The sequence below is a fragment of the Micromonospora sp. NPDC051006 genome (assembly GCF_044456245.1).
Lineage (GTDB): Bacteria > Actinomycetota > Actinomycetes > Mycobacteriales > Micromonosporaceae > Micromonospora.
In genome coordinates this window covers 1-24213 of record NZ_JBITFP010000020.1, presented here as the reverse complement: position 1 = coordinate 24213, position 24213 = coordinate 1, and the positions used below count along the sequence as shown (strand labels likewise).

Annotated in this window: 19 protein-coding genes; 8 read left to right on the top strand and 11 right to left on the bottom strand. The window is 70.9% G+C overall.

Features of this window, described 5'->3' with window-relative positions; all coding sequences use genetic code 11:
- Positions 1-12 precede the first annotated feature (12 nt).
- The 5 genes from ACIBBA_RS25035 to ACIBBA_RS25015 are packed head-to-tail and all read left to right on the top strand — an operon-like array spanning position 13 to position 4724.
- On the top strand, positions 13-1296 hold the full coding sequence (locus ACIBBA_RS25035; RefSeq protein ID WP_396700386.1) for an ABC transporter substrate-binding protein: 1284 nt from the start codon (positions 13-15) through the stop codon (positions 1294-1296).
- Between the two features lie 12 nt (positions 1297-1308).
- Complete coding sequence (locus ACIBBA_RS25030; protein ID WP_396700385.1) at positions 1309-2259, top strand: carbohydrate ABC transporter permease; 951 nt, start codon at positions 1309-1311, stop codon at positions 2257-2259.
- Positions 2249-3091: a carbohydrate ABC transporter permease gene (locus tag ACIBBA_RS25025; protein ID WP_396700384.1), complete on the top strand. Its 843-nt coding sequence runs from the start codon at positions 2249-2251 to the stop codon at positions 3089-3091. The genes ACIBBA_RS25030 and ACIBBA_RS25025 overlap by 11 nt, the downstream gene beginning before the upstream one ends.
- A complete protein-coding gene (locus ACIBBA_RS25020) occupies positions 3088-4041 on the top strand; it encodes an ROK family protein (RefSeq protein ID WP_396700383.1) in 954 nt (317 codons plus the stop codon). The genes ACIBBA_RS25025 and ACIBBA_RS25020 overlap by 4 nt, the downstream gene beginning before the upstream one ends.
- Positions 4038-4724: an N-acetylmannosamine-6-phosphate 2-epimerase gene (locus tag ACIBBA_RS25015; protein WP_396700382.1), complete on the top strand. Its 687-nt coding sequence runs from the start codon at positions 4038-4040 to the stop codon at positions 4722-4724. Before ACIBBA_RS25020 ends, ACIBBA_RS25015 begins: the two co-directional genes overlap by 4 nt.
- Before the next feature lie 81 nt (positions 4725-4805).
- Here ACIBBA_RS25015 and ACIBBA_RS25010 read toward each other — a convergent pair whose 3' ends face one another.
- On the bottom strand, positions 4806-5261 hold the full coding sequence (locus tag ACIBBA_RS25010; protein ID WP_396700381.1) for an SRPBCC domain-containing protein: 456 nt from the start codon (positions 5259-5261) through the stop codon (positions 4806-4808).
- Entirely contained in the window at positions 5258-5620 is a 363-nt protein-coding gene (locus tag ACIBBA_RS25005; RefSeq protein WP_396700380.1) for an ArsR/SmtB family transcription factor, read from the bottom strand. The genes ACIBBA_RS25010 and ACIBBA_RS25005 overlap by 4 nt, the downstream gene beginning before the upstream one ends.
- 200 nt (positions 5621-5820) lie before the next feature.
- Here ACIBBA_RS25005 and ACIBBA_RS25000 point away from each other — a divergent pair, with 200 nt between their 5' ends.
- Positions 5821-6255, top strand: coding sequence for a hypothetical protein (locus tag ACIBBA_RS25000; RefSeq protein WP_396700379.1), 435 nt, complete (start codon positions 5821-5823; stop codon positions 6253-6255).
- Positions 6256-6339: 84 nt separating this feature from the next.
- Here ACIBBA_RS25000 and ACIBBA_RS24995 read toward each other — a convergent pair whose 3' ends face one another.
- The 5 genes from ACIBBA_RS24995 to ACIBBA_RS24975 all read right to left on the bottom strand — a co-directional run bounded on the left by ACIBBA_RS24995 (position 6340) and on the right by ACIBBA_RS24975 (position 17377).
- Positions 6340-10380, bottom strand: a complete 4041-nt coding sequence (locus ACIBBA_RS24995; protein WP_396700378.1) for a ThuA domain-containing protein — start codon at positions 10378-10380, stop codon at positions 6340-6342.
- A 141-nt stretch (positions 10381-10521) separates the two neighbouring features.
- Positions 10522-11733 (bottom strand): multicopper oxidase domain-containing protein, encoded by a 1212-nt coding sequence (locus tag ACIBBA_RS24990; RefSeq protein WP_396700377.1) that lies wholly within the window; start codon positions 11731-11733, stop codon positions 10522-10524.
- Entirely contained in the window at positions 11730-12692 is a 963-nt protein-coding gene (locus ACIBBA_RS24985) for a sugar phosphate isomerase/epimerase (protein WP_350873685.1), read from the bottom strand. Before ACIBBA_RS24985 ends, ACIBBA_RS24990 begins: the two co-directional genes overlap by 4 nt.
- Before the next feature lie 18 nt (positions 12693-12710).
- Complete coding sequence (locus tag ACIBBA_RS24980; protein ID WP_396700376.1) at positions 12711-15833, bottom strand: OmpL47-type beta-barrel domain-containing protein; 3123 nt, start codon at positions 15831-15833, stop codon at positions 12711-12713.
- Between the two features lie 611 nt (positions 15834-16444).
- Positions 16445-17377 (bottom strand): diacylglycerol/lipid kinase family protein, encoded by a 933-nt coding sequence (locus ACIBBA_RS24975; RefSeq protein WP_396700375.1) that lies wholly within the window; start codon positions 17375-17377, stop codon positions 16445-16447.
- Positions 17378-17513: 136 nt separating this feature from the next.
- Here ACIBBA_RS24975 and ACIBBA_RS24970 point away from each other — a divergent pair, with 136 nt between their 5' ends.
- Positions 17514-18365, top strand: coding sequence for a lysostaphin resistance A-like protein (locus tag ACIBBA_RS24970; RefSeq protein ID WP_396700374.1), 852 nt, complete (start codon positions 17514-17516; stop codon positions 18363-18365).
- A 37-nt stretch (positions 18366-18402) separates the two neighbouring features.
- On the opposite strand, the gene htpG is transcribed toward ACIBBA_RS24970, so the two are convergent.
- The 3 genes from htpG to ACIBBA_RS24955 form a co-directional block, all read right to left on the bottom strand.
- Positions 18403-20316: a molecular chaperone HtpG gene (htpG, locus tag ACIBBA_RS24965; RefSeq protein WP_396700373.1), complete on the bottom strand. Its 1914-nt coding sequence runs from the start codon at positions 20314-20316 to the stop codon at positions 18403-18405.
- Positions 20317-20501: 185 nt separating this feature from the next.
- The gene (locus ACIBBA_RS24960; protein WP_396700372.1) at positions 20502-21005 is read right to left on the bottom strand and encodes a hypothetical protein; all 504 of its coding nucleotides are present in this window, start codon (positions 21003-21005) and stop codon (positions 20502-20504) included.
- A gap of 163 nt (positions 21006-21168) precedes the next feature.
- Entirely contained in the window at positions 21169-22965 is a 1797-nt protein-coding gene (locus tag ACIBBA_RS24955; protein WP_396700371.1) for a M28 family peptidase, read from the bottom strand.
- A 215-nt stretch (positions 22966-23180) separates the two neighbouring features.
- Here ACIBBA_RS24955 and ACIBBA_RS24950 point away from each other — a divergent pair, with 215 nt between their 5' ends.
- Complete coding sequence (locus ACIBBA_RS24950) at positions 23181-23648, top strand: MarR family transcriptional regulator (protein WP_396700370.1); 468 nt, start codon at positions 23181-23183, stop codon at positions 23646-23648.
- 233 nt (positions 23649-23881) lie between these two features.
- Here ACIBBA_RS24950 and ACIBBA_RS24945 read toward each other — a convergent pair.
- Positions 23882-24213: C39 family peptidase (locus ACIBBA_RS24945; protein ID WP_396700369.1), on the bottom strand; the 332-nt coding region annotated here is incomplete at its 5' end.

The following is a 24213-nucleotide window of genomic DNA, read 5'->3' as shown; positions in this document are numbered from 1 at the left end:
GAGGAGATGATTGTGAAACCAGGAAAGAGCCTGCGGCTCACCGCCGCGGCGCTGGCCGGTGTCCTTGCGCTGTCCGCCTGTGGTGGTGGTGACCAGGCCGGCGACGACGGCCCGGCCAGCCTCCGGATGACGGTGTGGTCGGCCAACGAGGCGCACCTCAAGCTGCTCAACGAGATCGCCGACGAGTACCGCAAGAACCACCCGGACGTCACCGCCATCAAGTTCGACCCGCTGCCCTTCGAGAACTACACCACGACGCTGACCACTCAGATCGCCGGCGGTAACGCCCCCGACCTGGCCTGGGTGTTCGAGAACTCGGCCCCCGACTTCGTGAGCTCCGGCGCGCTGCTCCCGCTCGACGACACGCTCAAGAAGGCCGAGGGTTACCAGTACGAGGACCTCTCCCCCGCCACGCTGAAACTCTGGCAGGACGGCGGCAAGCTCTACGCGTACCCGTTCTCCACCTCACCGTTCGGCGTCTTCGTCAACACCGACCTGCTCAAGAAGGCCGGGCAGAAGACGCCCGCGGAGCTGATCGCCGCGGGGCAGTGGACCTGGGACGCCGCGCTTGCCGCAGCCGGCGGCACGCAGCGCGCGACCGGCAAGGCGGGCCTGGTGATCCGGGACTTCGACTACAAGGGCTGGGACAACCTCTCCACCTTCTGGACCGGCTGGGGCGCGCAGGCGTGGAGCGAGGACGGCAGGTCCTGCGGCTTCGCCGCCCCGGAGATGGTCGAGGCGATGACCACCCTGCACAAGGCGATCTTCACCGACAAGGCGCTTCCCGGGCCGGGCACCACCGCGGACTTCTTCGCCGGTGACGCGGCCATGACCATCACCCAGATCTCCCGCGCCTCGCTGCTGAAGGATGACGGCTTCGCCTGGGACCTGGTCCCGCTGCCGGCCGGGCCGAAGGGCCCCTACGCGGTGGTCGGCCAGGCCGGCATCGGCGTGCTGAAGAAGAGCCCGCACGCGGACGCGGCGGCCGACTTCCTCGCCTTCCTCACCAACCCCACCAACTCGGCGAAGCTCGCCCAGTTCTTCCCGCCGCCGCGGCAGTCCCAGCTGACCGCGGAGACCCTGGGCAAGACGAACCCGAAGCTCAAGCCCGAGCAGCTGCAGAAGGTGGTCGTCGACGGCATCACCAGCGGCGTGGTGAAGCCGAGCCACGCCGGGCAGGCCGAGCTGAGCCAGCAGGTGCGCGCCAGCCTCGACCCGCTGTGGAAGCCGGACGCGGATGTGAAGGCCGTCCTGGACGGCGTCTGCGCCAAGATCCAGCCGCTGCTGGCGAAGTAGGGCAGTCGCATCATGTCCCAGACGGACACCAGGGTGGGCGGGGTCGAGGCCCCGCCCACCCTGGGCGACGGGCGACGGCCCTACTGGACCAGCCGCCGCCGCGACCAGCTCACCGGCTACCTCTTCATCGCACCGCAACTGCTCGGCAGCGTGGTCTTCGTGATCCTGCCGCTGCTGCTGGTTGTCTGGTACAGCCTGCACGAGTGGAACGTGCTCGCCGGCACGTTCGACTTCGTGGGCGCCGACAACTACGCCGCCCTCGCCGACGATCCCAACCTCGGTCCGGTGCTACGAGCCACCGGGCTCTTCTCCGTGGGCCTGGTGGTGCTCAACCTCGGCTTGGCGCTGCTGCTCGCCGTACTGCTCAACCAGAAGCTGCGCGGCACCATCGTCTTCCGCACCCTGTTCTTCTCCCCCGTGGTCGTCTCCCTGGTGGCCTGGACCATCGTGTGGGGGTTCCTGCTGCAGGACAACGGCGGCGTCAACGGGCTGCTCGACACCGTCGGCGTGGACGGCCCGAACTGGCTGCGCGGCGAGGGCAGCGCCATGCTCTCGGTGATCGTCGTGCAGGTGTTCAAGAACGTCGGTCTGAACATGGTGCTGTTCCTGGCCGCCCTGCAGGGCGTCCCGGCGGAGCTGTACGAGGCCGCCGAGGTGGACGGCGCGAGCCGGATGCGCCAGTTCTGGCGGATCACGGTGCCGTTGATCAGCCCGACGATCCTGCTCACCTCGATCATCACCGTGGTCGGCTCGCTGCAGGTCTTCGCGCAGATCGCGGTGCTCACCCAGGGCGGCCCGGGCACCTCCACCACGGTGCTCGTCTACTACCTCTACCAGCAGGCCTTCCAGTTCCATCACTTCGGCTACGGCGCGACCCTGTCGATCGTGCTCTTCGGCATCGTGCTCGCGCTCACCGTGCTGCAGTGGCAGATGCGCAAGAGATGGGTCTTCCATGAATCGTGACCTGTCGCCCCGGACCAAGCTGGTGCTCTACGGGGTGCTGCTGGTGCTGGCGATCCCGTTCGTCTTCCCGACCTGGTGGATGGTCACCTCGTCGCTCAAGCCGGTGGCGGACATCTTCGCCTTCCCCCCGCAACTCCTTCCGGTGAGCCCACGGTTCGACGCGTACCAGCGGGTGTTCGAGCTGCAACCGTTCGGCCGGCAGTACCTGAACAGCCTCTACATCGCGCTGGTGGTCACCGTCGGCACGCTGGCGGTGTCCGCGCTCTCCGGCTACGCCTTCGCCCGGATCCGGTTCCGCGGCCAGAACGTGCTGTTCCTGGTCGTCCTCGCCGGCCTGCTCATCCCGAGCGAGGTGACGATCGTGCCGCTGTTCCAGATGTTCTTCAAGCTCAACCTGGTCGACACCCACTGGCCGCTGATCCTGGTGCCGATCCTCGGCGCCCCGAGCGTGCTGGCGACGTTCATCATGCGACAGTTCTTCATCAGCCTCCCCGGGGAGTTGGAGGAGGCGGCCCGCGTCGACGGTCTCGGCCGGTTCGCCACCTTCTGGAAGATCGCCCTGCCGCTGTCCCGACCCGCCCTGGGCGCGGTCGCCATCTTCACCTTCCTGCACAGCTGGAACCTCTATCTGGAGCCGATCGTGTTCCTCTCCTCACCGGAGAAGTTCACCCTGCCCCAGGCGCTCACCCAGTTCGTCGACGCCTACGGCGGGCCGATGTGGAACGTCCAGCTCGCCGCGGCGTCGATGACCGCGCTGCCGGTGCTGATCGTCTTCGTCATCGCCCAGAAGCAGTTCGTCGAGGGCCTGGCGCACACCGGCCTCAAGGGATGACCGGAGCCACTCCCCTGGTCGGGCTCGACATCGGCGGCACCAAGACGCTCGCCGCGCTGGTCGGCCCGGGCGGCGAGGTGCTCGACCGCCGTCGGGCGCCCACCCCCGCCCGATCCGGGCCGGCGGCGGTGCTGGACACCGCCGCGCGGCTCGCCGCGGACCTGCTCCCGGCGGCCGGGGCCGGACCGGTCGGGGTCGGCGCGGCGGGCACGGTCGACCCGGCGACCGGCGTCATCCGGTACGCGACCGACAGCCTGCCGGGTTGGTCCGGCACGGCGGTCGCCGACGCGCTGGCCGACCGGCTCGGACGACCGGTCCGGGTCACCAACGACGTGAACGCGGCCGCGCTCGGCGAGTGCTGGGTCGGTGCCGGTCGGGGCAGCGGTCACCTGCTGCTCGTCGCGGTCGGCACCGGCCTGGGCGCAGCGCTCGTGCGGGACGGCCGGATCGAGACCGGCGCCCGGGGCGCCGCCGGCGAGGTGGCCCACCTCCCGGCACCGGGCGCCGAGCGGCTGCGCTGCGGCTGCGGCCGGTACGGGCACCTGGAGGGAATCGCGTCCGGCAGCGGCCTGGCCGCGGCCTACACCGCCGAGACCGGCGTACGGGTCAGCGGGCGGGCGGTGGCCGAGCGCGCGGCGGCGGGCGACCCGGTGGCCAGCCTGGTGGTCGAGCGGGCGGGCGCCGTGCTCGGCCGCACCCTCGCCGGCCTGGCAGCCCTGCTGGACCCGGCGGCGGTACTGCTGGCCGGTGGCGCGGCCGGCGCCCTGCTGCCCGCCGCGCTCAGCGCCTTTGCCGCGGACCTGCCGCCGGCCTGGGCCGAGGTGCCCCTGCGGCCGGCCGCGCTCGGCGAGCTGGCGGTCGCGGTCGGGGCCGCCCGGCTGGCGAGTGGCCGGACAGCCGTGACGGCAACGGACGGCCGCGCGGCACCAGGAAGGGCAGGTCAGCGGTGAGTGTGCTCGACGAGCTGGCCGGCGGGTTGGTGGTCTCCTGCCAGCCGCTGCCCGACGACCCGGACGACCCGATGCGGGACCCGTACGTCCAGGCCCGGGTGGCCGCCGCGGTGGTGCGCGGCGGGGCGGTGGCGGTCCGCGCCAACGGACCGGCCGACATCCGGGCGATCCGCGCCGCCGTCGAGGTGCCGGTGATCGGGCTCTACAAGCACGGCAGCGCCGACGTCTTCATCACCCCGACGGCGGCGCACGCGGTCGAGGTGGCCCTGGCCGGGGCCGAGATCGTGGCGGTGGACGCCACCCACCGGCCCCGGCCGGACGATCGGAGCTTCGCCGACACGGTCCGCGCGCTCCGCGACCGGACGGCGGCCCTGGTCCTCGCCGACGTCGCCACCGTGGCCGAGGGCGTCGCCGCCGTCGAGGCCGGCGCGGACGCGGTCGCCACCACGCTCGCCGGCTACACCTCGGCCAGTCCGTGCTCCGACGGGCCGGACCTGGCCCTGGTCGACCGGCTCTCCGCCACGGTCCCGGTGCCGGTGATCGCCGAGGGCCGGTACCGGAACGCGGAGCAGATCCGCCGGGCCTTCGCGGCGGGGGCCCACGCCGTGGTGATGGGCAACGCGATCACCTCGCCGCTGTGGCTCACCCGCCGGTTGGTGGCGGCCACCGCCGCAGCGAGCTGACCGGCCCGCCGACGCGGCTGCGCTGCTCCGGGCGGCGGAAGCGCCCGGCGCGGGGGGTACGCCCCGACCGCTTGGACGGCGTCAGGCCGTGGCCGCCGCGGTCAACTCGGCGGCGAGAGCGTCAAGCTGGCTGGCGGTGCCCTGTTGGCGCCAGGCCGGCTGCTCGTGGCCGTCCAGGTAGGTGCCCTGCTCGGTCAGGGACAGCCGGGTGCCGTCGCCGTCGGCGGTGAACTCCACCGTGGTGACCGAGACGGTGACCACGGTACCGTCGGCCGCGAGCGTGGAGCTGCACACGATCCGCTGGCCGGGGACGATGTCGTGGTAGCGGGACTCGAAGGTGAGCAGCTTGCCGTCGTGCCGGCCGCCCGCCCGCTCCGGCCCGCCAACCCGGAAGTCGAGCTCGTGCTCGGCGCCCGGGCCGGCGAACCACCGGGCCTTGACGGCCGGGTCGGCCCAGGCGGCGAAGACCGTATCAGGCGGAGCGGCGTAGTGCCGCTCCAGGTTGAACGTCGAGTGGACGATCGCCGCGTCTGTCATCGTCGGTCCTCTCCTCCTGTTGTCAACTCCTCGGTGGCGTGCCCGGCCACGACGTCGTCGAGGCGGTCCAGCCGCCGCTCCCAGTCGGTGCGCTGCGCGCTGAGCCAGCCTTCGGCCGCGCGGAGCACGGCGGACTCGATCCGACAGGTCCGCACCCGGCCGACCTTCTCGGAGACGACCAGGCCACTGCTCTCCAGCACCTGGAGGTGTTGGAGCACCGCCGGCAGGGACATCTCCAGCGGGCGGGCCAGTTCGCTGACCGAGGCCGGCCCTCGGACCAACCGCTGCACGATGTCGCGCCGCGACGGGTCGGCCAGCGCGTGGAAGACCCGGTCGAGCGACCCCTGATGGTTAGGCACTCCCTTAACTTTCCAGAGAGCGACCCAATAGTCAAGTGATTGCTTAACCTTCTGCTCCGGCGATCCGCGCAGTCCGGCCCGCCTGGGCAGCCTTGGGCGTTTGCCGGACCAGGTCGGGGGAAGACCCGGCCCACGCGACCCGCCACGCCGTGGTCTCCGCGGTGCTGGCGGTACCGGGACAGACCGGAGGAGGAGCGAGGATGACCGCAGGCAGGAGCGCCGTCCCGGCGGGCAGCCGGCCGACCGGGGCCCGCAAGGCCACCGGGGCGAAGAAGGCTCCGATGAGCCGCAAGGCGGCGGCGAAGAAGGTCGCCGCCGCGACGAAGCGAGCCACCGGCGCGAGCGCGGCCAAGGCCCCCGGCGGCAAGCCCACGTCGACGACCACCCGCGTCGCCCGCAAGAAGGACACCTCCGCCACCACCGCCACGCCGACCCGCCGGCCGACGGCGAAGGCGGCGGCCGCGAAGAACGCCCCGCCCAAGAAGGCGCCGGCCACCAGGGCCGCGGCGAAGAAGGCGGCTGCGAAGAAGGCCGCGCCGACCCGGGCCCGCACCACCTCCGCCACCAGGGCGCCGGCGAAGAAGGCGACCACCATGGAGTCGTTCGGCAACCGGCGTACGCCCCGCAAGGCCTGACCGCCGCCGCGCGCCGCATCGAGCCCGAACACGGCGGTGCCGGGCACGGAGGGTGGGTCCTCCGTACCCGGCACGCCTTCTCGGTTACAGCTCGCGGACCCTCACGTCGCGGATCTCGATCAGGTCGTTGGTGCCGTGGTTCTGCAACCCGACGAACCCGCTGAGGAACTGGCGCAGGTCGGTGGGCGGGTCACCGGCGCGGGACGACGCCTTGCCCGGTGTGTTGTCGAACTCGTTGATCACCACGCCGTTCCGGATGATCGTGTAGTGCTGCCCCACCACCCGGACCTCGTAGTCGTTCCACTGGCCCTTCGGGGTGACCCGAGCCTGGTCCAGCGTGTTCGGGTCGAAGTTGTAGATCGAACCGGTCTTCTGCGACTCACCGGTCGGTCCGTCGTAGATCTGGATCTCGTGACCGCAGTAGATCGCCACCCAGGCCGGTGAGCCCGCGGCCGAGCCGACCTTGCCGCACTCGGGCCGCTGGTCGACCGGCGTCCGCGGATCCGGGAACCGGGTGAAGACACCGCCGTTGGCGTACGTGCTGCCGGTGGAGACGTCCCGGAACCTCATCCGGAGGGAGAAGTCGCCGAACTCGCTCCCCGCGTACCAGAGCATGCCCAGACCACCGGAGCTGCGGATCGAGCCGTCGCTTCGCAGCGCGAAGGACCCGCTGGGCGCCTGCCGCCAGTCGGCCAGGGACTGTGCGGTGCCGTCGAAGATCGGGCGGTAGCCGGGGACCGTGCCGATCGTCGACTCCCTGGCCGCGCGGTTCAGCCGGTTCCCGTCCTGCTTGTCGATCTCACCGGCGGCACGCAACTGCGTGACCACGTCCTCGACGTGCCGGACGAACGCCCGGTGGTCGGCCCACTCACGCTCGTCGTCGATCAGGTCGTTCACCGTGCAACCGCCACCGACCGCGTAGTTGGGCACCCCGGTGTCGGTGTCGAGCATGCGCACGGTGGAACGGGTGTCCGGCACGGCACAGCCGACGCTGACCGGCAGGACCGTGGTCGCCACCTCGCCGTTGGCGTAGGTCACCTTGAGAGTGACCTGGTAGGAGCCGTAGCCGGCGTACCGGTGGGTGGGGTTGGCCTCCTGCGACTTCGCGCTGCCGTCGCCGAAGTTCCACTCCCAGGCCACGCCGCCGACCTTGGCGCTGGAGAACTGGATCATCGTCGGGTCGCTCTGCGCGACGGCCCGCACGCCGGCGTCACTCGGGTTCGGCGTCGCCGGTCCGCCGGTGTAGGCGATCCGGATCAGCTTCTGGTTGGGGTGCAGGCTGAAGAACCCGCCGGCGTAGTCGAGCATGTACAACGCGCCGTCCGGGCCGAACTTGGCGTCCATCCAGGACTGGAGCTGGTTGGCGCCGGTGCCGGAGCGGATGATCGCGCGCAGGTCCTCGGCGAAGGCCGGCCGGCCGGCGTCCTTGACCGTCTTCGGGTCGACGGTCACCGCGATCCGGTTGTTGGCGTTGGACTGGTCGCCGATGAACCACTTGTTGTCCCAGTACGCCGGCCACGCGACGCCGCTGGTGGTGTCGACCTTCTCCACCTGGTAGGTCGGGCCGTCCATGATGGCCTGGCCGCCGCCCTTGAGGTACGGCTCGGTGAAGGTCTCATCGCCGAGCTTGTAGGTCGGCAGGCCGCTGCCGTCGGTCCGCTCCGGGTAGACCGGGCCGCCACCCTGGGGCGAGAACCAGATCATGTTGTCCCGGGCCGGCGGGATGTCCACCAGACCGGTGTTGCGCGGCGACGTGTTCTTCAGGTTGTCGCAGTCGTACCAGCCGGTCAGGACGGTGGCGTCGGTGTTGCTGCGGTCCCGGTAGGGCTGCCGGTTGCCCATGCAGTACGGCCAACCCTGGTTGCCGGCGGAGGTGATGATGGTCGCCGTGTCGTACTTCGCCGGGCCCAGTTCCGGGCTCGGGGCGCCGGCGTCCGGGCCGACCCACGCGGCGGTCAGCCAGTCGTTGACCGGGTCCCAGGCGATCCGCGCGATGTTGCGGACGCCCATCACGTAGATCTCCGGACGGGTCTTGCCGCCGCCCTCCTCCTGCCCGGTGAACAGGTTGCCCGCCGGGATGGTGTACGTGCCGTCAGCCTCCGGGTGGATCCGCAGGATCTTGCCGTTGAGGTCGTTGGTGTTGCCGGAGGTACGCCGGGCGTCCTGGAACGAGACACCCTGGTACTCCTGCGTCCAGTTGTTGCCGGAGAAGCCGTCGGAGCCGCCGGAGGAGTTGCTGTCACCGGAGCCGATGTAGAGGTTGCCGGACTCGTCGAAGGTCATGCCGCCACCGGCGTGGCAGCAGCTGTGGATCTGGGTGTCCCACGAGAGCAGGTCCTTGCGGGTGCCCTGGTCGAGGGTCTGCGTCGCCGCGTCGTAGGTGAATCGGGAGACGGTCCGCTTGCCGATCCGCTTCTCCCGGTCGATCGACTCGTGCGGCATCCAGTAGGCGTAGATCCAGCCGTTCTCGGCGAACTTCGGGTCCAGGGTGATGCCGACCAGACCCTCCTCGTTCTTCACCAGCTCGCTGCCGCTGCCCCGGTTGCCCATCACGGGCAGCGTGGTGAGCAGCTTGACCTGCTTGGTGTCCGGGTCCCACTGGTGGATGGTGCCGCAGCCGAGGCCGACCTTCGGGTCGTCCCAGCTCACGATCGGCCCGCTCGGGCAGGCGGCCTTGCCGATGTAGAAGACCGTGCCGTCCTCGGCGACGGTGAGCCCGTGCGGCTCACCGACCTGGTCGAGCTGGCCCTGCTGGTTGGCGGCGGTCAGCCGGTCGATGCGGTAGTTCGCGGCGATGGTCGCCTGGCAGTCCCCACGAACCATGCCGGTGGTCCACTTGATGGCGCCGGCCAGGTGCGACTGGAACTGGGTGTCGGAGCTCCAGCTCTCCGCGGTACGGCCCATTCCGGTGTAGAACGACCGGCCGCCGTCGTAGTCCTGGCACCAGGAGATCGGGTGGAAGGTGCCGTTGCCGCTCAGGCCGGCGTCGTACGTGCCCTCCTCGACCTGCGCGACCGTGTGTACCCTGCCGACCGGGCTGGGGTCCCAGTTGATCCACTGGTCGGAGCGCTTCGTGGTCAGCGGCATCCCCTTGTTGGCCGGGTGCTGCCGGTCGGTGAAGTCGACCACGGCCTGCTGCACGGTGCTGTCCGGCGGCGGGCCGGCGTCCGGGCCGATCAGCCACAGCTCGGCCAACTGGAGCAGAGGCTCCCCGCTGTTCGCAGTGATGTTGAGCCGGTAGTGCTGGTAGGCCGTGGTGTTGGTGAAGCTGTACTGGTTGGTCTGGAACCGCTGCGCGAACGTCTCGTTGCTGCGGGTGTCCAGGTCGGTCCAGGTGCTGCCGTCCTGCGAGCCCTGCAGGGTCCAGTTCTTCGGGTCCCGGCCCGGGGAGTCGTTGGCGGAGGTGAGCGCGTACCGGCTCACGACCACCGGCTCCGCGAGCTTCGCCGCCAGCCAGCCGGTGGTCGTGCGGGCGAGCCACTTGGTGCTGGTCGACCCGTCGATCGCGTGCGCCGCGGTCTCGTTCGGCGGGTTCTCCCCGCTGGCGGTGGCCGAGACGGGCCGCTCGGCGTTGGGCAGGCCGGCCGCCGGGCGGGTACCGATCAGCCCGGTGAACCAGGAGGACTGCGGCTGGGCGCGCGCCGCGTCGTGCACGCCGACGAAGCCGCCGCCGCCCTTGACGTACGCCTGGAAGGCCGCCTCCTGGGTGTCGTTGAGCGTCACCCCGTCGGCGGACAGGAACACGACGCCGCGGTAGCGGGCCAGGTTGGCAAAGGTGAACACGGCCGGGTCGGCGGAGACGTCGACGGTGAAGCCGTGTTGCCGGCCCAGCTTCTTGATCGCCGTGGCGGCACCGTCGACCGGGTCGTCCTGTTCGGCGGCCAGACCGTGGAAGACCAGCACCCGCACCGGCGCGGCGTCCACCGCCGGGGCGGGGGCCGCGGCGCTGGCGGGTACGGCGAGCGTGCCGAGCGCCAGCACGGTGCCGGCGGCCAGGGCGAAGAGGCGACGGGGTAGACCGGGGCGGCGAGGCCCGGCCGTTACGGGATCAGGGCGAGTTCCGGTCGGTTCGAACCGGAAACGTCTGTGCCAGGGGGAGATCCGGGAATGGCGTGGGTTAGCCATCTCGACTCCTTCTCAGGTTGAAACGGACCTGGGATGACGAGGGTTGCCGGGGGTGGTGGCCGCTGATCCCGGGTGGATCCGCGGCCACCGCTTCCCTTCGGCCGGTGCGGTGCGGCCGCCGAGGAAGGCGACCGCAGACGGTCACTTGTGCTGGTGCGCTCCGGCGGCGGCCGGTTCCGCGCCCGCGGCGCCGGCCGGGGCGGCACCCGTGGCGGCGGCGTGGTCGTGGCCACCACCGGGCGGCATGTTGCCGTTCTCGTCCAGGACGTGCAGCGTCGTGGACATGCCCGCGTCGGAGTGGAACTGCATGTGGCAGTGCAGCATCCAGTGGCCGGGACCGACCGACTCACCGGCGATGATCTGCACCCCGAACGAGTCGCCCGGCCCGAGCGTCTTGTTGTCGACGATCGGGATCTGGTCGACTTCGGCGTTGGTGCCGCTCACCGCGCCGGTCCGGGTGTCCGCCCAGGAGTGCCCGTGCACGTGGAAGGTGTGCATGTCGTTGCCCATGCCGACGACGATGAACTCGACCCGCTCCCCCTTCTTGGCGACGAGGCAGGTGGGGCCCGGTTGCGGGTTGTCGTAGTCGCAGGTGTCGGTGGCCGCGCCCCGGCGCAGGTTGATGCTCTGCAGGTCACCGAAGACGGTCGTGTAGGTCCGGTCGGGTTTCGGATCGCCGACTCGCCGGACGACCAGGCCGCCGAAGAGTCCGGCGCCCAGGCCCTTGGTGCCGTGCGGGCCGCCCACCACGTGGTCGTGGTACCACCAGTAGCCGGCGGTGCCCGGGGTTCCGGTGGTGCGGTTGCGCTTCTGCGCGAACCAGGTGTAGGTGCGCGACTGACCGGGCGGCACGTACGAGAAGCTCTGCGCCGTGCCGTCGGACAGCTGGGTGTACTTCACCCCGTGCGCGTGCAGCGACACGCCCAGCGGATGGGTCGGGTCGGTGCGCAGCGCCTCCAGGGTCGCCACGGGCACCTGGTTGTACAGGGTGATGGCGAGGCACTCCCCCTCGGTCATCTCCATCGTCGGGCCGGGATAGGAGGCGGTCTCGGGCGTGAGGCCGTAGCCGAGCCGGATCTGGTTGCCGTCCCGGGGAAGCTCCACCGCGTACAGCTTGATGCTGCGGTCCGGGCTGGCGCAGCCCTCGGGCCGTTCCGGGAGCAGGGCGGCGGTCCCGCCCGCGACCGCGAAGCCGCCCGCGCCCAGGAGGGTCACCACCACGATCGCGGCGACGACGAACATCCGGCGCGTGGTGGAGCCGGAGCGGGCGGTTCGCGCCGGGCCGGCCTCCGGAGCCGGACCGGCCTCCGGGGCCGGGCCGTCCTCGGTCAGCCGCCAGGCGGGGGCGGTCACTTGGTCCCCCGCAGGTTGCGCATCCGGCGGTAGCTGCGCGCCGCGGCCCCCAGCGAACCGGGCGGGTTGGGCTGGGCGCTGGGCCCGGTGTCCTGCTCCCACAGGTACTCGAACCGGCCACGGTTCTTCAGCTCACCGAAGAACTCGGTGAACGGAATGACACCGGCGCCGAACTCCACGTCGAGGTAGGAGTTGCCCTGCTGCGGGTCGGGCAGCGGGACGCCGTCCTTGACGTGGAACAGCGGGTAACGGTGCGGGTTGGCGTTGACGTAGTCGACCGGCCGGAAGCCCGGATACTTACGGGCGCCGCCGTACGCCCACAGGATGTCCATCTCCAGGTACACGTAGCGCGGGTCGGTGAGCTCCAGGAACAGGTCGTAGAGCCGCACGTCGGGACGGTCGGTAGCGAAGCTGAACTCGATGGTGTGGTTGTGCTGGTAGAGCTTGATGCCCCGGGCGGCCGCGGCGGCGCCCCAGGTGTTGAACTCCGCCGCCGCCTTCTGGTAGCCGCTGATGGTGCGGTCGCCGGTGGGCGCCTGGGCGGTGCCGAGGGCGGGCATGCCGAGGGTCTCGGCGATGTCCAACTCCTGCTCCAGGTTCGCGCGGAAGTCGCCCAGGCCGCGGTGGCTGCCGGCCGCCTTGAGCCCGTTGTCGTCGAGCAGCTTGCGGATCTGCTGCGGCGTGATGGTGCCGACGTCGCCCTGGGTGTAGCCGGCGAACTCGACCTCCCGGTAGCCGATGCGGGACAGCTCGTCGAAGACGTACGCGAACCCGAACTGGGAGATCTTGTCCCGGACGCTGTAGAGCTGGATGCCCATGTGCCCCTGGGGGATCAGCCGGCCCCGGCCGCCGGCGGCGGAGGCGGGAAGGGCTCCGGCGAGGCTGGCCGCGCCGACCGCGACCGTGGAGCCGGCGAGCCCACGCAACAGGGCTCGACGATCGATTCTCTGCTTTGCCATTGGTGGTGTTCCCTTCGCTCAGTTGCCGGCGGAGGCCGGGGTCAGCGGGGCGATACGGACGTCACGGAAACTGATGACGTCGGTGGCGCCGTGGTTCTGCAGACCGATGTATCCGCTGGCGCTCTGCCGGCCGGCCCCGCCGGGGTCGTCGGATCGGGGCGGGTTGAAGACGGCGCCCGGAGGGTTGAGGTACTCGTTGATCAGCTCGCCGTTGCGGAAGATCGACCAGTGCTGGCCGACCACCCGGATCTCGTAGTCGTTCCACGAGCCCTTCGGGGTGACCCGCGCTCCGGTGAGGTCCACCCCGTCGAAGCCGTACACCGAACCGCTCTTGTACTGGTCTCCGTCGGGCCGGTCGTAGATCTGCAGCTCGTGGCCGTACTTGATGGCCACCCACTCCGGCCGGGACTCGTCGGGGTGCTGGTGGACCTGCGGGAAGCGGGCGAAGACTCCGCTGTTGGCGCGGCCGTCGCCGGGCGCGTCGTCACGCCACTGCAGCTTCAGTGAGAAGTCCCCGTAGGTCTGCTTCGGGAACCAGAGCATGCCCATGCCCGGGACGGCCCTGCTGGTGATCGACCCGTCGGCGTTGCGGAGGAAGCCGCCTCCGCCGACGTGCTCCCACTGCTTGAACGAAGCGGCGGTGGAGTCGAGCAACGGCAGGTAACCGTTCTTGGCCTCCGACTTGCCGACGCCGGAGCGGCGGGCCGCGTCGACGAGCTTGTTGCGCTCCTTCTGGCTCAGCACCTCGAGGTGGACCAGGTGCTCGGCGATCAGCTTGACGTGGTTGACGAACTCGGCGTGGTCGCGCCAGGTCCGCTGGCCGTCGAAGAGGTTGTTGATCGTGCAGTCACCCTCGACCGGCCGGTTCGCCACACCGCTGTCCAGCGTGCCGAACCACACGGTCGGCCGGGTGTCCGGCACCCGGCAGTTCACCCCGGATCCGCTCGCGATCACGGTGAAGGTGATCGAACCGGTGCCCGAGGTGTTGCCGACCTTGTCGGTGGCCCGGAAGCTGAGCGTGTGCTCGCCGGGCTGGTCGACGGTGGTCGGGCGGGCGTAGCGGACGTACTCGCCGCCGTCGAGGGCGTACTCGATCCGGTCGACTCCGCTGCCGGCGTCGAAGGCGAACAGGGTCAACGTGGCGCTGCCGAGGTAGGCCCCCTCGCCGTCGACCTGGCCGGACACCGAGGCGGTGACCGTGGGCGCGGTCGTGTCGTCCGACGGGGGCGCGACCACGGTGAACGACACGCTCTTCACCGTCGAGGTGTTGCCCGCCTTGTCGGTGGCCCGGTAGTTGACGGTGTGCTGACCCGGCTGGTTCACCGTCACCGGCGCGGAGTAGAGGGCGTACGGCTGCCCGTCGAGCGAGTACTCGATCTTGTCAACGCCCGAACCGGCGTCGGTCGCCGTCACCACCACGGTGGCGCTGCTGACGAAGGCTCCGTCGCCGTTCTTCTGACCGTGCAACACGGCGGACGTGGTCGGCGCCGTGGTGTCCTGCGGCGGGGCCGCCGCCACGGTGAACGACACCGACTGCACGGACGAGGTGTTGCCCGCCTTGTCGGTCGCCCGGTAGTTGACGGTGTGCTGACCCACCGTGTTGACGCTCACCGGCGCCGAGTAGGTGGCGTAGGCGCCGCCGTCGAGCGAGTACTCGATCTTGTCCACACCGGACTCGGTGTCGGTGGCCGACAACGTCACCGTGGCACTGCCCACGTACGCGCCCGCGGCGTCCTGCTGACCGGTCACCGAGGCCGACGCGGTCGGCGCCGTGGTGTCCCCCGGCGACGACTCCACCACCGTGAACGACACGGTCTTCACCGCCGAGGTGTTGCCCGCCTTGTCGGTGGCCCGGTAGTTGACCGTGTGCTCGCCCGGCTGGTTCACCGGCACCGGCGCCGAGTAGACGGCGTAGGGCTGGCCGTCGAGCGAGTACTCGATCGTGTCCACGCCCGAACCGGCGTCGGTCGCCGCCAGCATCACCGTGGCACCGCCGACGTACGCGCCGTCACCGTTCTGCTCACCGTGCACCATGGCGTCCGTGGTCGGCGCGGTGGTGTCGTCCGACGAGGGCGGGACGACGGTGAACGCCGCCGACTGCACGGGCGAGGTGTTGCCCGCCTTGTCGGTCGCCCGGTACGTCAGCGTGTGCTGACCCACCGCGTTGACGCTCACCGGGGCCGAGTAGGTGGCGTAGGCGCCGCCGTCGAGCGAGTACTCGATCTTGTCCACACCGGACTCGGTGTCGGTGGCCGACAGCGTGGCGGTGGCACTGCCCACATAGTTGCCGTCGGCGTCCTGCTGGCCGGCGAGTGACGCGGTCACGGTGGGCGCGGTGGTGTCGTCGGGCTCGGGCGCGGCCACGGTGAACGACACGGTCTGCACCGCCGAGGTGTTGCCCGCCTTGTCGGTGGCCCGGTAGCTGACCGTGTGCTCGCCCGGCTGGTTCACCGTCACCGGCGTCGAGTAGACGCCGTACGCCCCGCCGTCCAGCGAGTACTCGATCTTGTCCACGCCCGAGTCGCCGTCCGTCGCCGACAGGTTCACGGTGGCGCTGCCCACGTACGCGCCGCTGCCGTCCTGCTCGCCGGTCACCTCGGCCGACGCGGTCGGCGCCGTGGTGTCCGAGCTTCCGCCGGACACCTCCAGGAGGCCGGTCATACTGCCGTGGCCGGGAATCGCGCAGAAGTACCGGTAGGTACCCGGGGAGAGCACCACGTCGACGGTCCACCGGCCGCCGTTGGCGTCGTTCGGGTCGGCCAGGATGTTCACGTCGACGTCGCTGTTGTACGCCGGGTTACCGGTGTCGAAGGTCAGGGTGTGCTGCATGCCGGTGGTGTTGCCGGTCGCGGCGCTGTTCTCGAAGACGAGCGTCGCCGGCCCGGCCACCGCGGTGGTGGGGGCCGAGCGGTACGCCAGGAAGTTGTCGCCGGCGGTCCAGGTGAGCACCTGGGCCTGCAGCTGACGCGGCTGGGCCGTGGGGGCGGCTGACGTCGACCGTTCCGGATCGACGGGGCGCGCGCTCGCGGGCACCGCCACCACTCCGGCGGTCACCCACACCAGGGCGGCCGTGGCGACGGCCGCTATCGATCTCCGGAGCCGGCCCGGCCGGAGCCGGGCGGGGGGTGTGTACCCGTTCATCTATGCCTCTCTCCCAGGTTCGAGGCGCGCCGGGCGGGAGCAGGCAGCCCCCCGTCAGGTCACCTCTGTCCAGATGTGTCGCCGAGCGACCATCCGCTTGGCCCCTCCCGGCCGCACGGAGCCCCGGCCGTGGCGGTGCCACGGCCGTCCGGTGTGTGGATGGAGTCCGCCCGGATCGGTGCGCGACCCGGATCGCACGCGTCATCGGGCGTGTTCAGCGTGGAGCTGACGGGGTGGTGGTGCCACGCCTCGCAGTTGGCGGGGCGCCATCGAGAGCGGGACGAACGAGGGTCGACCCGCGGCGCGTCTCCGCACCGGGTCGCCGGGTGTGCCGCTGACCCCCGTGGTGCCGTCCCTGGTCGGGTCGGCGATCGCCGGACGGGTTGCGCCGCCCGGAGACCAATCGATCGAGATCTACCGCGCCGCCGGTTCGTCTCGATGAAACATATTGATGTGCACCGACACTACTAAGTTGGCCCCAGCGTGTCCAGGCCTTTCGTCGGCCCTCACCGTACTTTTCTCTGAACCGACGAAAGTCTCCGACGAGGTCGACGACTGAGGCGTCAGAAAGCACCGCAGGTCCACAAGGGACGGAAGCCGGGTCCGGTTGGTCAGGCGCGGGGCTCGGGACAGCAGACGGTCAGCGCCGCGGGAACCGAGCGGACCTTGAGCTTCTCGACCGCGTCACGCGCCCCGCCGTCGAGCTCGTACGTCCGCGGCGCGGCGAAGCGGACCGTCACCCGACGGCCCCGGGTGATCCGGACGAAGGGCGAATCCGTCGACCGGCCGGCCGCCATCCGGCCGAGGGTACGGGCCCAGTCGATCGCCCCGCTCGCGGTCGACACGCCCACCTCCAGGAAGCCGTCATCCGGACGGGCGTCGTCGAAGGCGGGGATGCCACCGGTGATCGTGCCGACGTTGCCGAAGAGCACGCAGCTCGCCTCGCCGTCGAACCAGGTGACCCCGTCCACCCGGATCCGGGTGCGTACCAGTTCGCCCCGGACGTGCCGCAGCCCCGTCCAGACGTACGCGAGCCGACCGAGCCGGCCCTTGAGGTCGCGGTCCGCCTCACGGATCAGGTCGCCGTCGAACCCCGCGCCGGCCATCACCGCGAAGTGCTCGCCGTTGAGCCGGCCCAGGTCGAGGCGGCGCCGCCGACCGTGCAGGCCGATCCGGACCGCCTCCGCCAGGTCCTCCGGAATGCCGAGGTTGGCGGCGAAGAGGTTCGCGGTGCCGGCGGGCAGAATCGCCATCGGCGTCCCCGAACCGGCCAGGGCGTCCGCACAGCGCTGCACCATGCCGTCCCCACCCCAGACGAAGACCAGCCCGGCACCCTTCTTCAGCGCCTTGCGCACCTTCTTCGGCGCCTTGCGGCTCTTCGGCACCTCGTACCAGAGCAGGTCGTCGACACCGGCGCCGGCGAGCGTCGCCCGCAGCTCGTCGAGGCCGCCGCCGAGGCTCTTGCGTCGGTGGGCGACCACCGCGACCGTGCCCACCGGGGCGGCGGTCGGGGTCGGGACGGGGGCGATGCTGCTCGTGCTCATGTCGGGCGGTGTTACCCAGTCCGCGAACCCGGCAAGCGCGGGTCACCGGCGGTGACCGCCCCCGCCACACTGGGGTGGCCCGCTTCCCGGCGACGCGGGGCGCCGCCTCAGCCGCTCCCCCGGAACGGAGACCGCGATGAGCCCGCCCTCACCCGCCCACCAGCCCCGGCTCGCCATGCCCTGGCGGGTGGGACTCGTCTTCGTGGCCGTCACCGCCGCGCTGATCGTCATCACCCCGGTGGCCCGCTCCCCCTTCGGGGTGGCTCCGGACGAGTACCACCGCGGGGCGCACGCCCTGCAGGCCCTGCTCACCGCCGTCGTGCTGTGCGGCATCGCGGTGCTGGCGTGCCGGTGGCTGGACCGGCGTCCGCTGGCACAGCTGGGCGTCGCCGGGCGTGGCGCCCTACGGATGACACTCGTCGGCGCCGCGATATGGCTGCTGCCGGCGTTGTCGGCGATCGCCGGCTGCGTGGCGCTCGGATGGGTGCGGATCGACCTGCTCCACTCCCCGGCCGCGCTCCTGCTGCTGGTGGCCACGCAGATCGTGCTCGTGTTCCTGCTCGAGGCGCTGCCGGAGGAGCTGGTCTTCCGGGGCTATCTGTTCGTCAACCTCGCCGAGCGGCTGCGCCGGTGGGGAACGATCCTGGCGCAGGCCGCCCTCTTCGCCGCGTGGGGTGTGCTGGTCGGCTCGGTCGACGACCCGGTGCGCCTGGCCGTCTTCCTCGGCTTCGGTGTCGGCCTGGGATACCTGCGCGCGCTCACCGGCACCATCTGGGCCGGGGTGGGCCTGCACGTGGCGTTCCAGACCGTCGCCCAGCTGCTCAGCGGCACGCAGGTGCCGGCCTTCTCCGTGACCGGGTTCGGTGTGCTCACGTTCCTCGCGCTCGGCGTCGTGCCGTTCGGCGTGGGCCTGCCGATCCTGGAGCGCCTGCTGCGCAGCCGGCCGGCGTGGCTGCCCGGGGCCGCCGCCTCCGCACCGTCGAGGTGAGCGGTGGGGAACCCGACGGGTCCCCCACCGATCGTGCTCAGATCGTCCGGGCCAGCCGGTCGGCCAGGATCCGGGTGAACCGAGACGGGTCGGCCAGCTCCCCACCCTCGGCCAGCAGCGCCATCCCGTACAGCAGCTCGGCGGTCTCCCGCAGCTCGGCCTGGTCGCCGCCCTGCTCGTGCGCCTTGCGCAGCCCCGCCACCAGCGGGTGCCCGGGGTTCAGCTCCAGGATCCGCTTGACCGACGGCACCTCGTGCCCCATCGCCCGGTACATCTTCTCCAGCGTCGGGGTGAGGTCGTGGGCGTCGCCGACCACGCAGGCCGGCGAGGTGGTCAGCCGCGACGAGAGGCGGACCTCCCGGACGCTGTCGGCCAACGCGCCGGCCATCCAGGTCAGCAGCTCCGCGTGCTCCTTGCGCTGCTGCTCCCGCCCGGCCTCGGCCTGCGTACGCTCCTCGTCGGTGTCCAGGTCGACCTCGCCCTTGGCGATCGAGCGCAGCGGCCTGCCGTCGTACTGGCCGACCCGTTCGACCCACACCTCGTCGACCGGGTCGGTGAGCAGCAGCACCTCGTGCCCCTTGGCCCGGAACGCCTCCATGTGCGGCGAGTTCTCCAGCATGGCCCGGGACTCCCCGGCGGCGTACCAGATGTCGCTCTGGCCGTCCTTCATCCGCTCGACGTAGCCGCGCAGATCGGTCGGCTCGGCCGGGTCGTTCGTGGAGGCGACGCTGACCAGCTCCAGCAGAGTGTCCCGGTTCTCCGTGTCGTCGATCAGGCCTTCCTTGACCACCGCGCCGAACTCGGTCCAGAAGGTCCGGTACCGCTCCGCGTGATTGGCCTTCAGGTCCTTGACGGTGGCCAGGATCTTCTTCACCAGCCGCCGCCGGACAGCCTGGATCTGCCGGTCCTGCTGGAGGATCTCCCGGGAGATGTTGAGCGACAGGTCGTGCGCGTCCACCACGCCCTTGACGAAGCGCAGGTAGCCGGGCATCAGCTCCTCGCAGTCGTCCATGATGAAGACCCGCTTGACGTAGAGCTGGACGCCGCGGCGGCCCTGCGGGGCGAAGAGGTCCAGCGGCGCGTGCGCGGGGATGAAGAGCAGCGCCTCGTACTCGAAGGTGCCCTCGCCGCGCATGTGCACGATCTCCAGCGGATCGGCCCAGTCGTGGCTGACGTGCTTGTAGAACTCGTGGTACTCGGCCTGGTCGACCTCGTCGCGGCTGCGCGCCCAGAGCGCCTTCATCGAGTTGAGCGTCTGCACCTCGCGGGTGCTGGCCCCGTCCTCGCCGGACCGCTCGACCGTCATCCGGATCGGCCAGGCGATGAAGTCGGAGTAACGCTTGACGATCTCCCGGATCGTCCACTCGGCGGTGTAGTCGTGCAGGTTGTCCTCGGCGTCGGCCGGCTTGAGGTGCAGGGTCACCGTGGTGCCCTGCGGGGCGGCGTCGACCGGCTCGATCGAGTAGGTCCCCTCACCACTGGACGACCAGCGGGTGCCGCCCTCCTCGCCGGCCTTGCGGGTCAGCAGCTCGACCCGGTCGGCGACCATGAACGCGGCGTAGAAGCCGACCCCGAACTGCCCGATCAGCTCCTGCGAGGCGGCGGCGTCGGCGGACTCGCGCAGCGTACGCAGCAGCTCGGCGGTGCCCGACTTGGCGATCGTGCCGATCACCGAGACCACCTCGTCGCGGCTCATCCCGATGCCGTTGTCCCGCACGCTCAGGGTGCGAGCGTCCCGGTCGACCTCGATCTCGATGTGCAGGTCGGAGGTGTCGACGTCGAGATCCTTGTCGACCAGGGAGGTCAGCCGCAGCTTGTCCAGCGCGTCGGAGGCGTTCGAGATCAGTTCACGGAGGAAGACGTCCTTGTTCGAGTAGATCGAGTGGACCATCAGCTGGAGCAGCTGACGCGCCTCGGCTTGGAACTCCAACGTCTCGACCGGGTTGCCCACACCGTCTCCCTTCCCTCGTCGCGTGGTGGTTTCGCGGAAAGGATACGAGTCGTCACCGAACGGGTCGCGGGGGCGTCCGGTGGTCGCCGCCCGCCGGAGGCGGCACCCGGCGCGGGCCGCCGCCGGAGACCTCCGGCGGCGGCCGTCACCCGGTCAGCTCCCGCCGGGCGCGCTACTCGTCGCGGTCAGCAGCCACAGGTGTAGAAGAGGATGTCCCAGTGGCTGCCCTCCTTGGTGTAGAGGTTTCCGGAGGCCGCCCGGTACTGGTATCCGAAACCGGCGATGTAGCCGAGGTAGGTGTAGTGCGACGAGATGTAGTTCTGGATGCAGGTGCTCAGCGCGATGTCGAGCTTGTAGCCGTTCCAGTGGCTGTAGGTGCCGCTGGCGTGGCCGACCTCGGTGCCGGCGGTGATGGTGACCGCGCAGCCGCTGGCCCGCTTGAAGGTGATGATGCCGTCGATGGTCGCCTGCCGGACGCCGTCGAACGAGGTGCAGGTGGAGACGTAGCGATCGCTGCAGTTGCCGCTCGAGGTCCACGAGATGTTGGCGGCGCGCAGCTGCGAGGTGGCGCTGGAGTGGCTGATGGCGAAGGCCGGGCTGGCGAGCCCGAGCGCCGCGCCGAGCGTGGCGAGGGTGGCCACGACCAGGGTGAGCAGGCGGCGGCGCAGGGTGGTTCGGGTGGACGACATGGGTCTCCCGTTCGCTGAAGGGGGTTGGGAATGTGCGAAGCAGGAGGCCGGCCTTGCAGGATTTCTACCATAGATAGATCTAGGTGAATATATGGCGGCCGGCCACGGTTCACCGGGATGCGATGTCCACCCCAGCCATCCCGTGCCCGGCCGCCGGCCGTGCTCAGCTCGCCTGGAGCGTCACGTCGTCGATCACGAAGCTGGTCTGCAGCGAGGAGTCCTCGGTGCCGGTGAAGGTCAGACTCAGCGTCTGACCGGCGTACGCCCCGACGTTCAGGGTGCGCTGCACATAGCCGGCCGCGGCGTTCAGGTTGGACCAGGTCGCCAACGTGGTGCTGCCGAGCCGCACGGTGAGCCGGTCGTACGCGGTCGAGGTGGTGGTCTCGGCGGTGTCGATGTGCAGCCAGAACGTCAGCGTCGAGGCGGTGCAGCCGGCCGGCAGGGTCACCGACTGGGCCAGGGTGTCGGTGCGGGTGCGACCGTACCCGTCCAACCACGCCTTGTAGGAGCCGGTCCGGGCCGGCTGGTCGGCCGAGTTGGTGATCACGCCGGAGGTCGCCGTCCACGGACTGGTGCCGCTCTCGAACCCGCCGTTGCCGATCAGCTGGCCGCCGGCACAGCCGCCGGTGCCGGTCACGGTGAGCGTGTAGGCGGCGGTCCGGGTCACCGAGCCGGTGCCGGTCACGGTGATGGTGAAGGCGCCGGTGGCGGCGGTCGCGGACGCCGTCAGGGTCATCGTCGCCGAGCCGCCCGAGGTGACCGACGACGGGCTGAACGAGACCGTCACGCCGCTGGGCGCTCCCGAGGCGGAGAGCGCGACCGGCTGCGCGGCGCCCGCGATGGTGGCGGTGCTGACGGTCGCGGTACGGGAGCCACCCCGCGTGACGCTGCCCGAGGCCGGGCTCACCGCGACGGAGAAGTCGCTGCCGGGGGTGCCGGAGCTGACCGCGAGCTGCCAGACGGCGTACGCGACACCGTCGGCGGCCCGGTTCAGCACGGTCGCGCTGATGTTGCTGCTGGTGTCGCAGGCGCGGTGGTAGCACGGGTCGTACGCCGCATTGGCCGTACCACCCCACTTGGCTGCCTGCGTGCTGGTCTTGCGGGCGCTGGCGCCTGCCGCGTAGCCCGAGGTCGGGATGCCGGCCTGCTGGAACGGGTAGTCGTCGGAGCGCCCCTGCCCCTCGACGTTCTCCTCCGGCTGCAGACCGAGCGAGTCCCAGTACGCCTTCAGCGGCGCGGCGGTGGTCGAGGTGAGCCGGTTGATGAAGTACCCGCCGTTCGTCGACCCGACCATGTCGAAGTTGTAGTAGCCCTTGATGTAGCCGCGCTGCGTCGCGCTCAGCGAGTTCACGTAGAACCGCGAGCCGTTGAGCCCCTGCTCCTCGTCGGTCCACCAGGCGAACCGGACCCGCTTGGTCATCGTCGGGTTCTGCTGGGCGAGCACCAGGGCGTTCTCCAGCAGGGTGGCCGAGCCGGAGGCGTTGTCGTTGATGCCCGGACCGGCCGAGACGCCGTCCAGGTGCGCGCCGAACATGACCACCTGGTCGGCCGGGCCGCCCGGCCATTCCGCGATCAGGTTGTTCGACGGGTAGGTGCAGGACGAGCAGTACTGCTCGGAGACCGTGTAGCCGGCGGCCTGGAGCCGGCTCTTGACGTAGCTGACCGACGCCGTGTAGCCGGCGGAGCCGGCCCGCCGGTTGCCGCCGTTGCTGGTGGCGATGCTGTTGAACTGGGTCAGGTGCGCCTGCAGGTTAGTCACCGAGATGTCCGGCGCCGCCAGCACCGCGGCTGCGGTCCGTGCGGGGGCGGCGGGGATGCCGGCGGGGGCGGCGGCGGCGATCGGCCGCACGTCGGCCGGGCCCGCGGACGGGGACGCCGCCACCGGTTGGGCGGCCAGCGTCACCGTCAGTCCAGCGCACACGACGAGCGCGAGCCGCGTGCGCATCGTTCTGCCTCTCATAAGGGCTCCTCGGGGTCGGAGGGAGCTAGACAGTGACATACGTCGATACGCCGGAGCAACGGTCGTTCGTCTGGAAGCGGCCCGACGCCGGTCTTGATCGTTCTTGACCTCAACCATGATTGAGGTTCTACGTTGGCCGGGTCGCTGATCCGCAAGCCACGTCGCGGGCCCACAAGCCCGGTCGCTGGTCCGCAAGCCAACAGGAGACGACGCGTATGACGACGCAGCACCTTTCCGACGCCGAACTCGCGGCTCAGCCCGCCGCGTACTGGACCGGGGTCGCCTACGAGGCCCTAATCGCCTTCACCCGCGCCCGGCAGGCCGAGTTCGGCTTCACCCAGCCTCAGTTCTGGTTGCTGCGCAACCTGTCGAAGAACGACATCTCCCCCGACGGCTACGGCATGACCATCGCCGAGCTCCGGCAGGCGATGAGCAGCTACCTCAGATCCGAAGACGACCTGGAGGCGGAGTCGGCGGTGCTGGTGGACCGGGGTTGGCTCACCCGGGACGGCGAGGGACGGCTGTGGATCACCGAGGCGGGCGACGAGGCCCGCGTCGACCTCAAGAAGCAGGCCCCGGGCATCCGCGATCGCATCCACCACGGCATCGACGACGCCGACTACGTGACCGCGCTGAAGGTGCTCCAGCAGATGATCCGCAATACGGGCGGCCCGGTGCGCTAGCCGACGGGCCACCGCAGCCGGCATCAGCGTCGTCGGGCACGCCGCCGCCCGGTACGCCGGCGACCCGCTGCGCCGAGACGACGGCCGGCCGTCGCGGGGCCAGCCTTTCGGCAATGGGACGACGAGAAGGCCGGCCCGTTGCGGGCCGGCCCGTTGCGTGGAGATGCCGGAAGGGCCGGTCCCCTTGGTGGGGTCCGGCCCTTTCGGTGTTTGCGGTGTTCGTTTGTTGTGGGTCAGCTGGTGGAGTAGCCGCGGGTGGCGATCCAGTCCGCGAGGTGCTCGGTGCTGATCCAGTAGCTGGCCATGTTGGGGTCGGCGGAGTCGGCGATCTTCGCCTCGTTGCCGCCGTCGCGGTAGCCGACGACGCTGATGTAGTGCCCGCCCTCGAAGGAGTGGGTGGTGCCGTCGGTGTCGGTGCTGGTGCCGGCGATGTTGGCGACCACGGCGCGGCCGTCGTCGACGGTGCGCAGGATGTCGGCGCGCAGGGTGTCGGTCTGCTTGCCGTCGGCGTTGCTGTTGCGGATTTCGACGCTGTGGTAGGCGTCGGCCTTACCGGTTTCCTTGT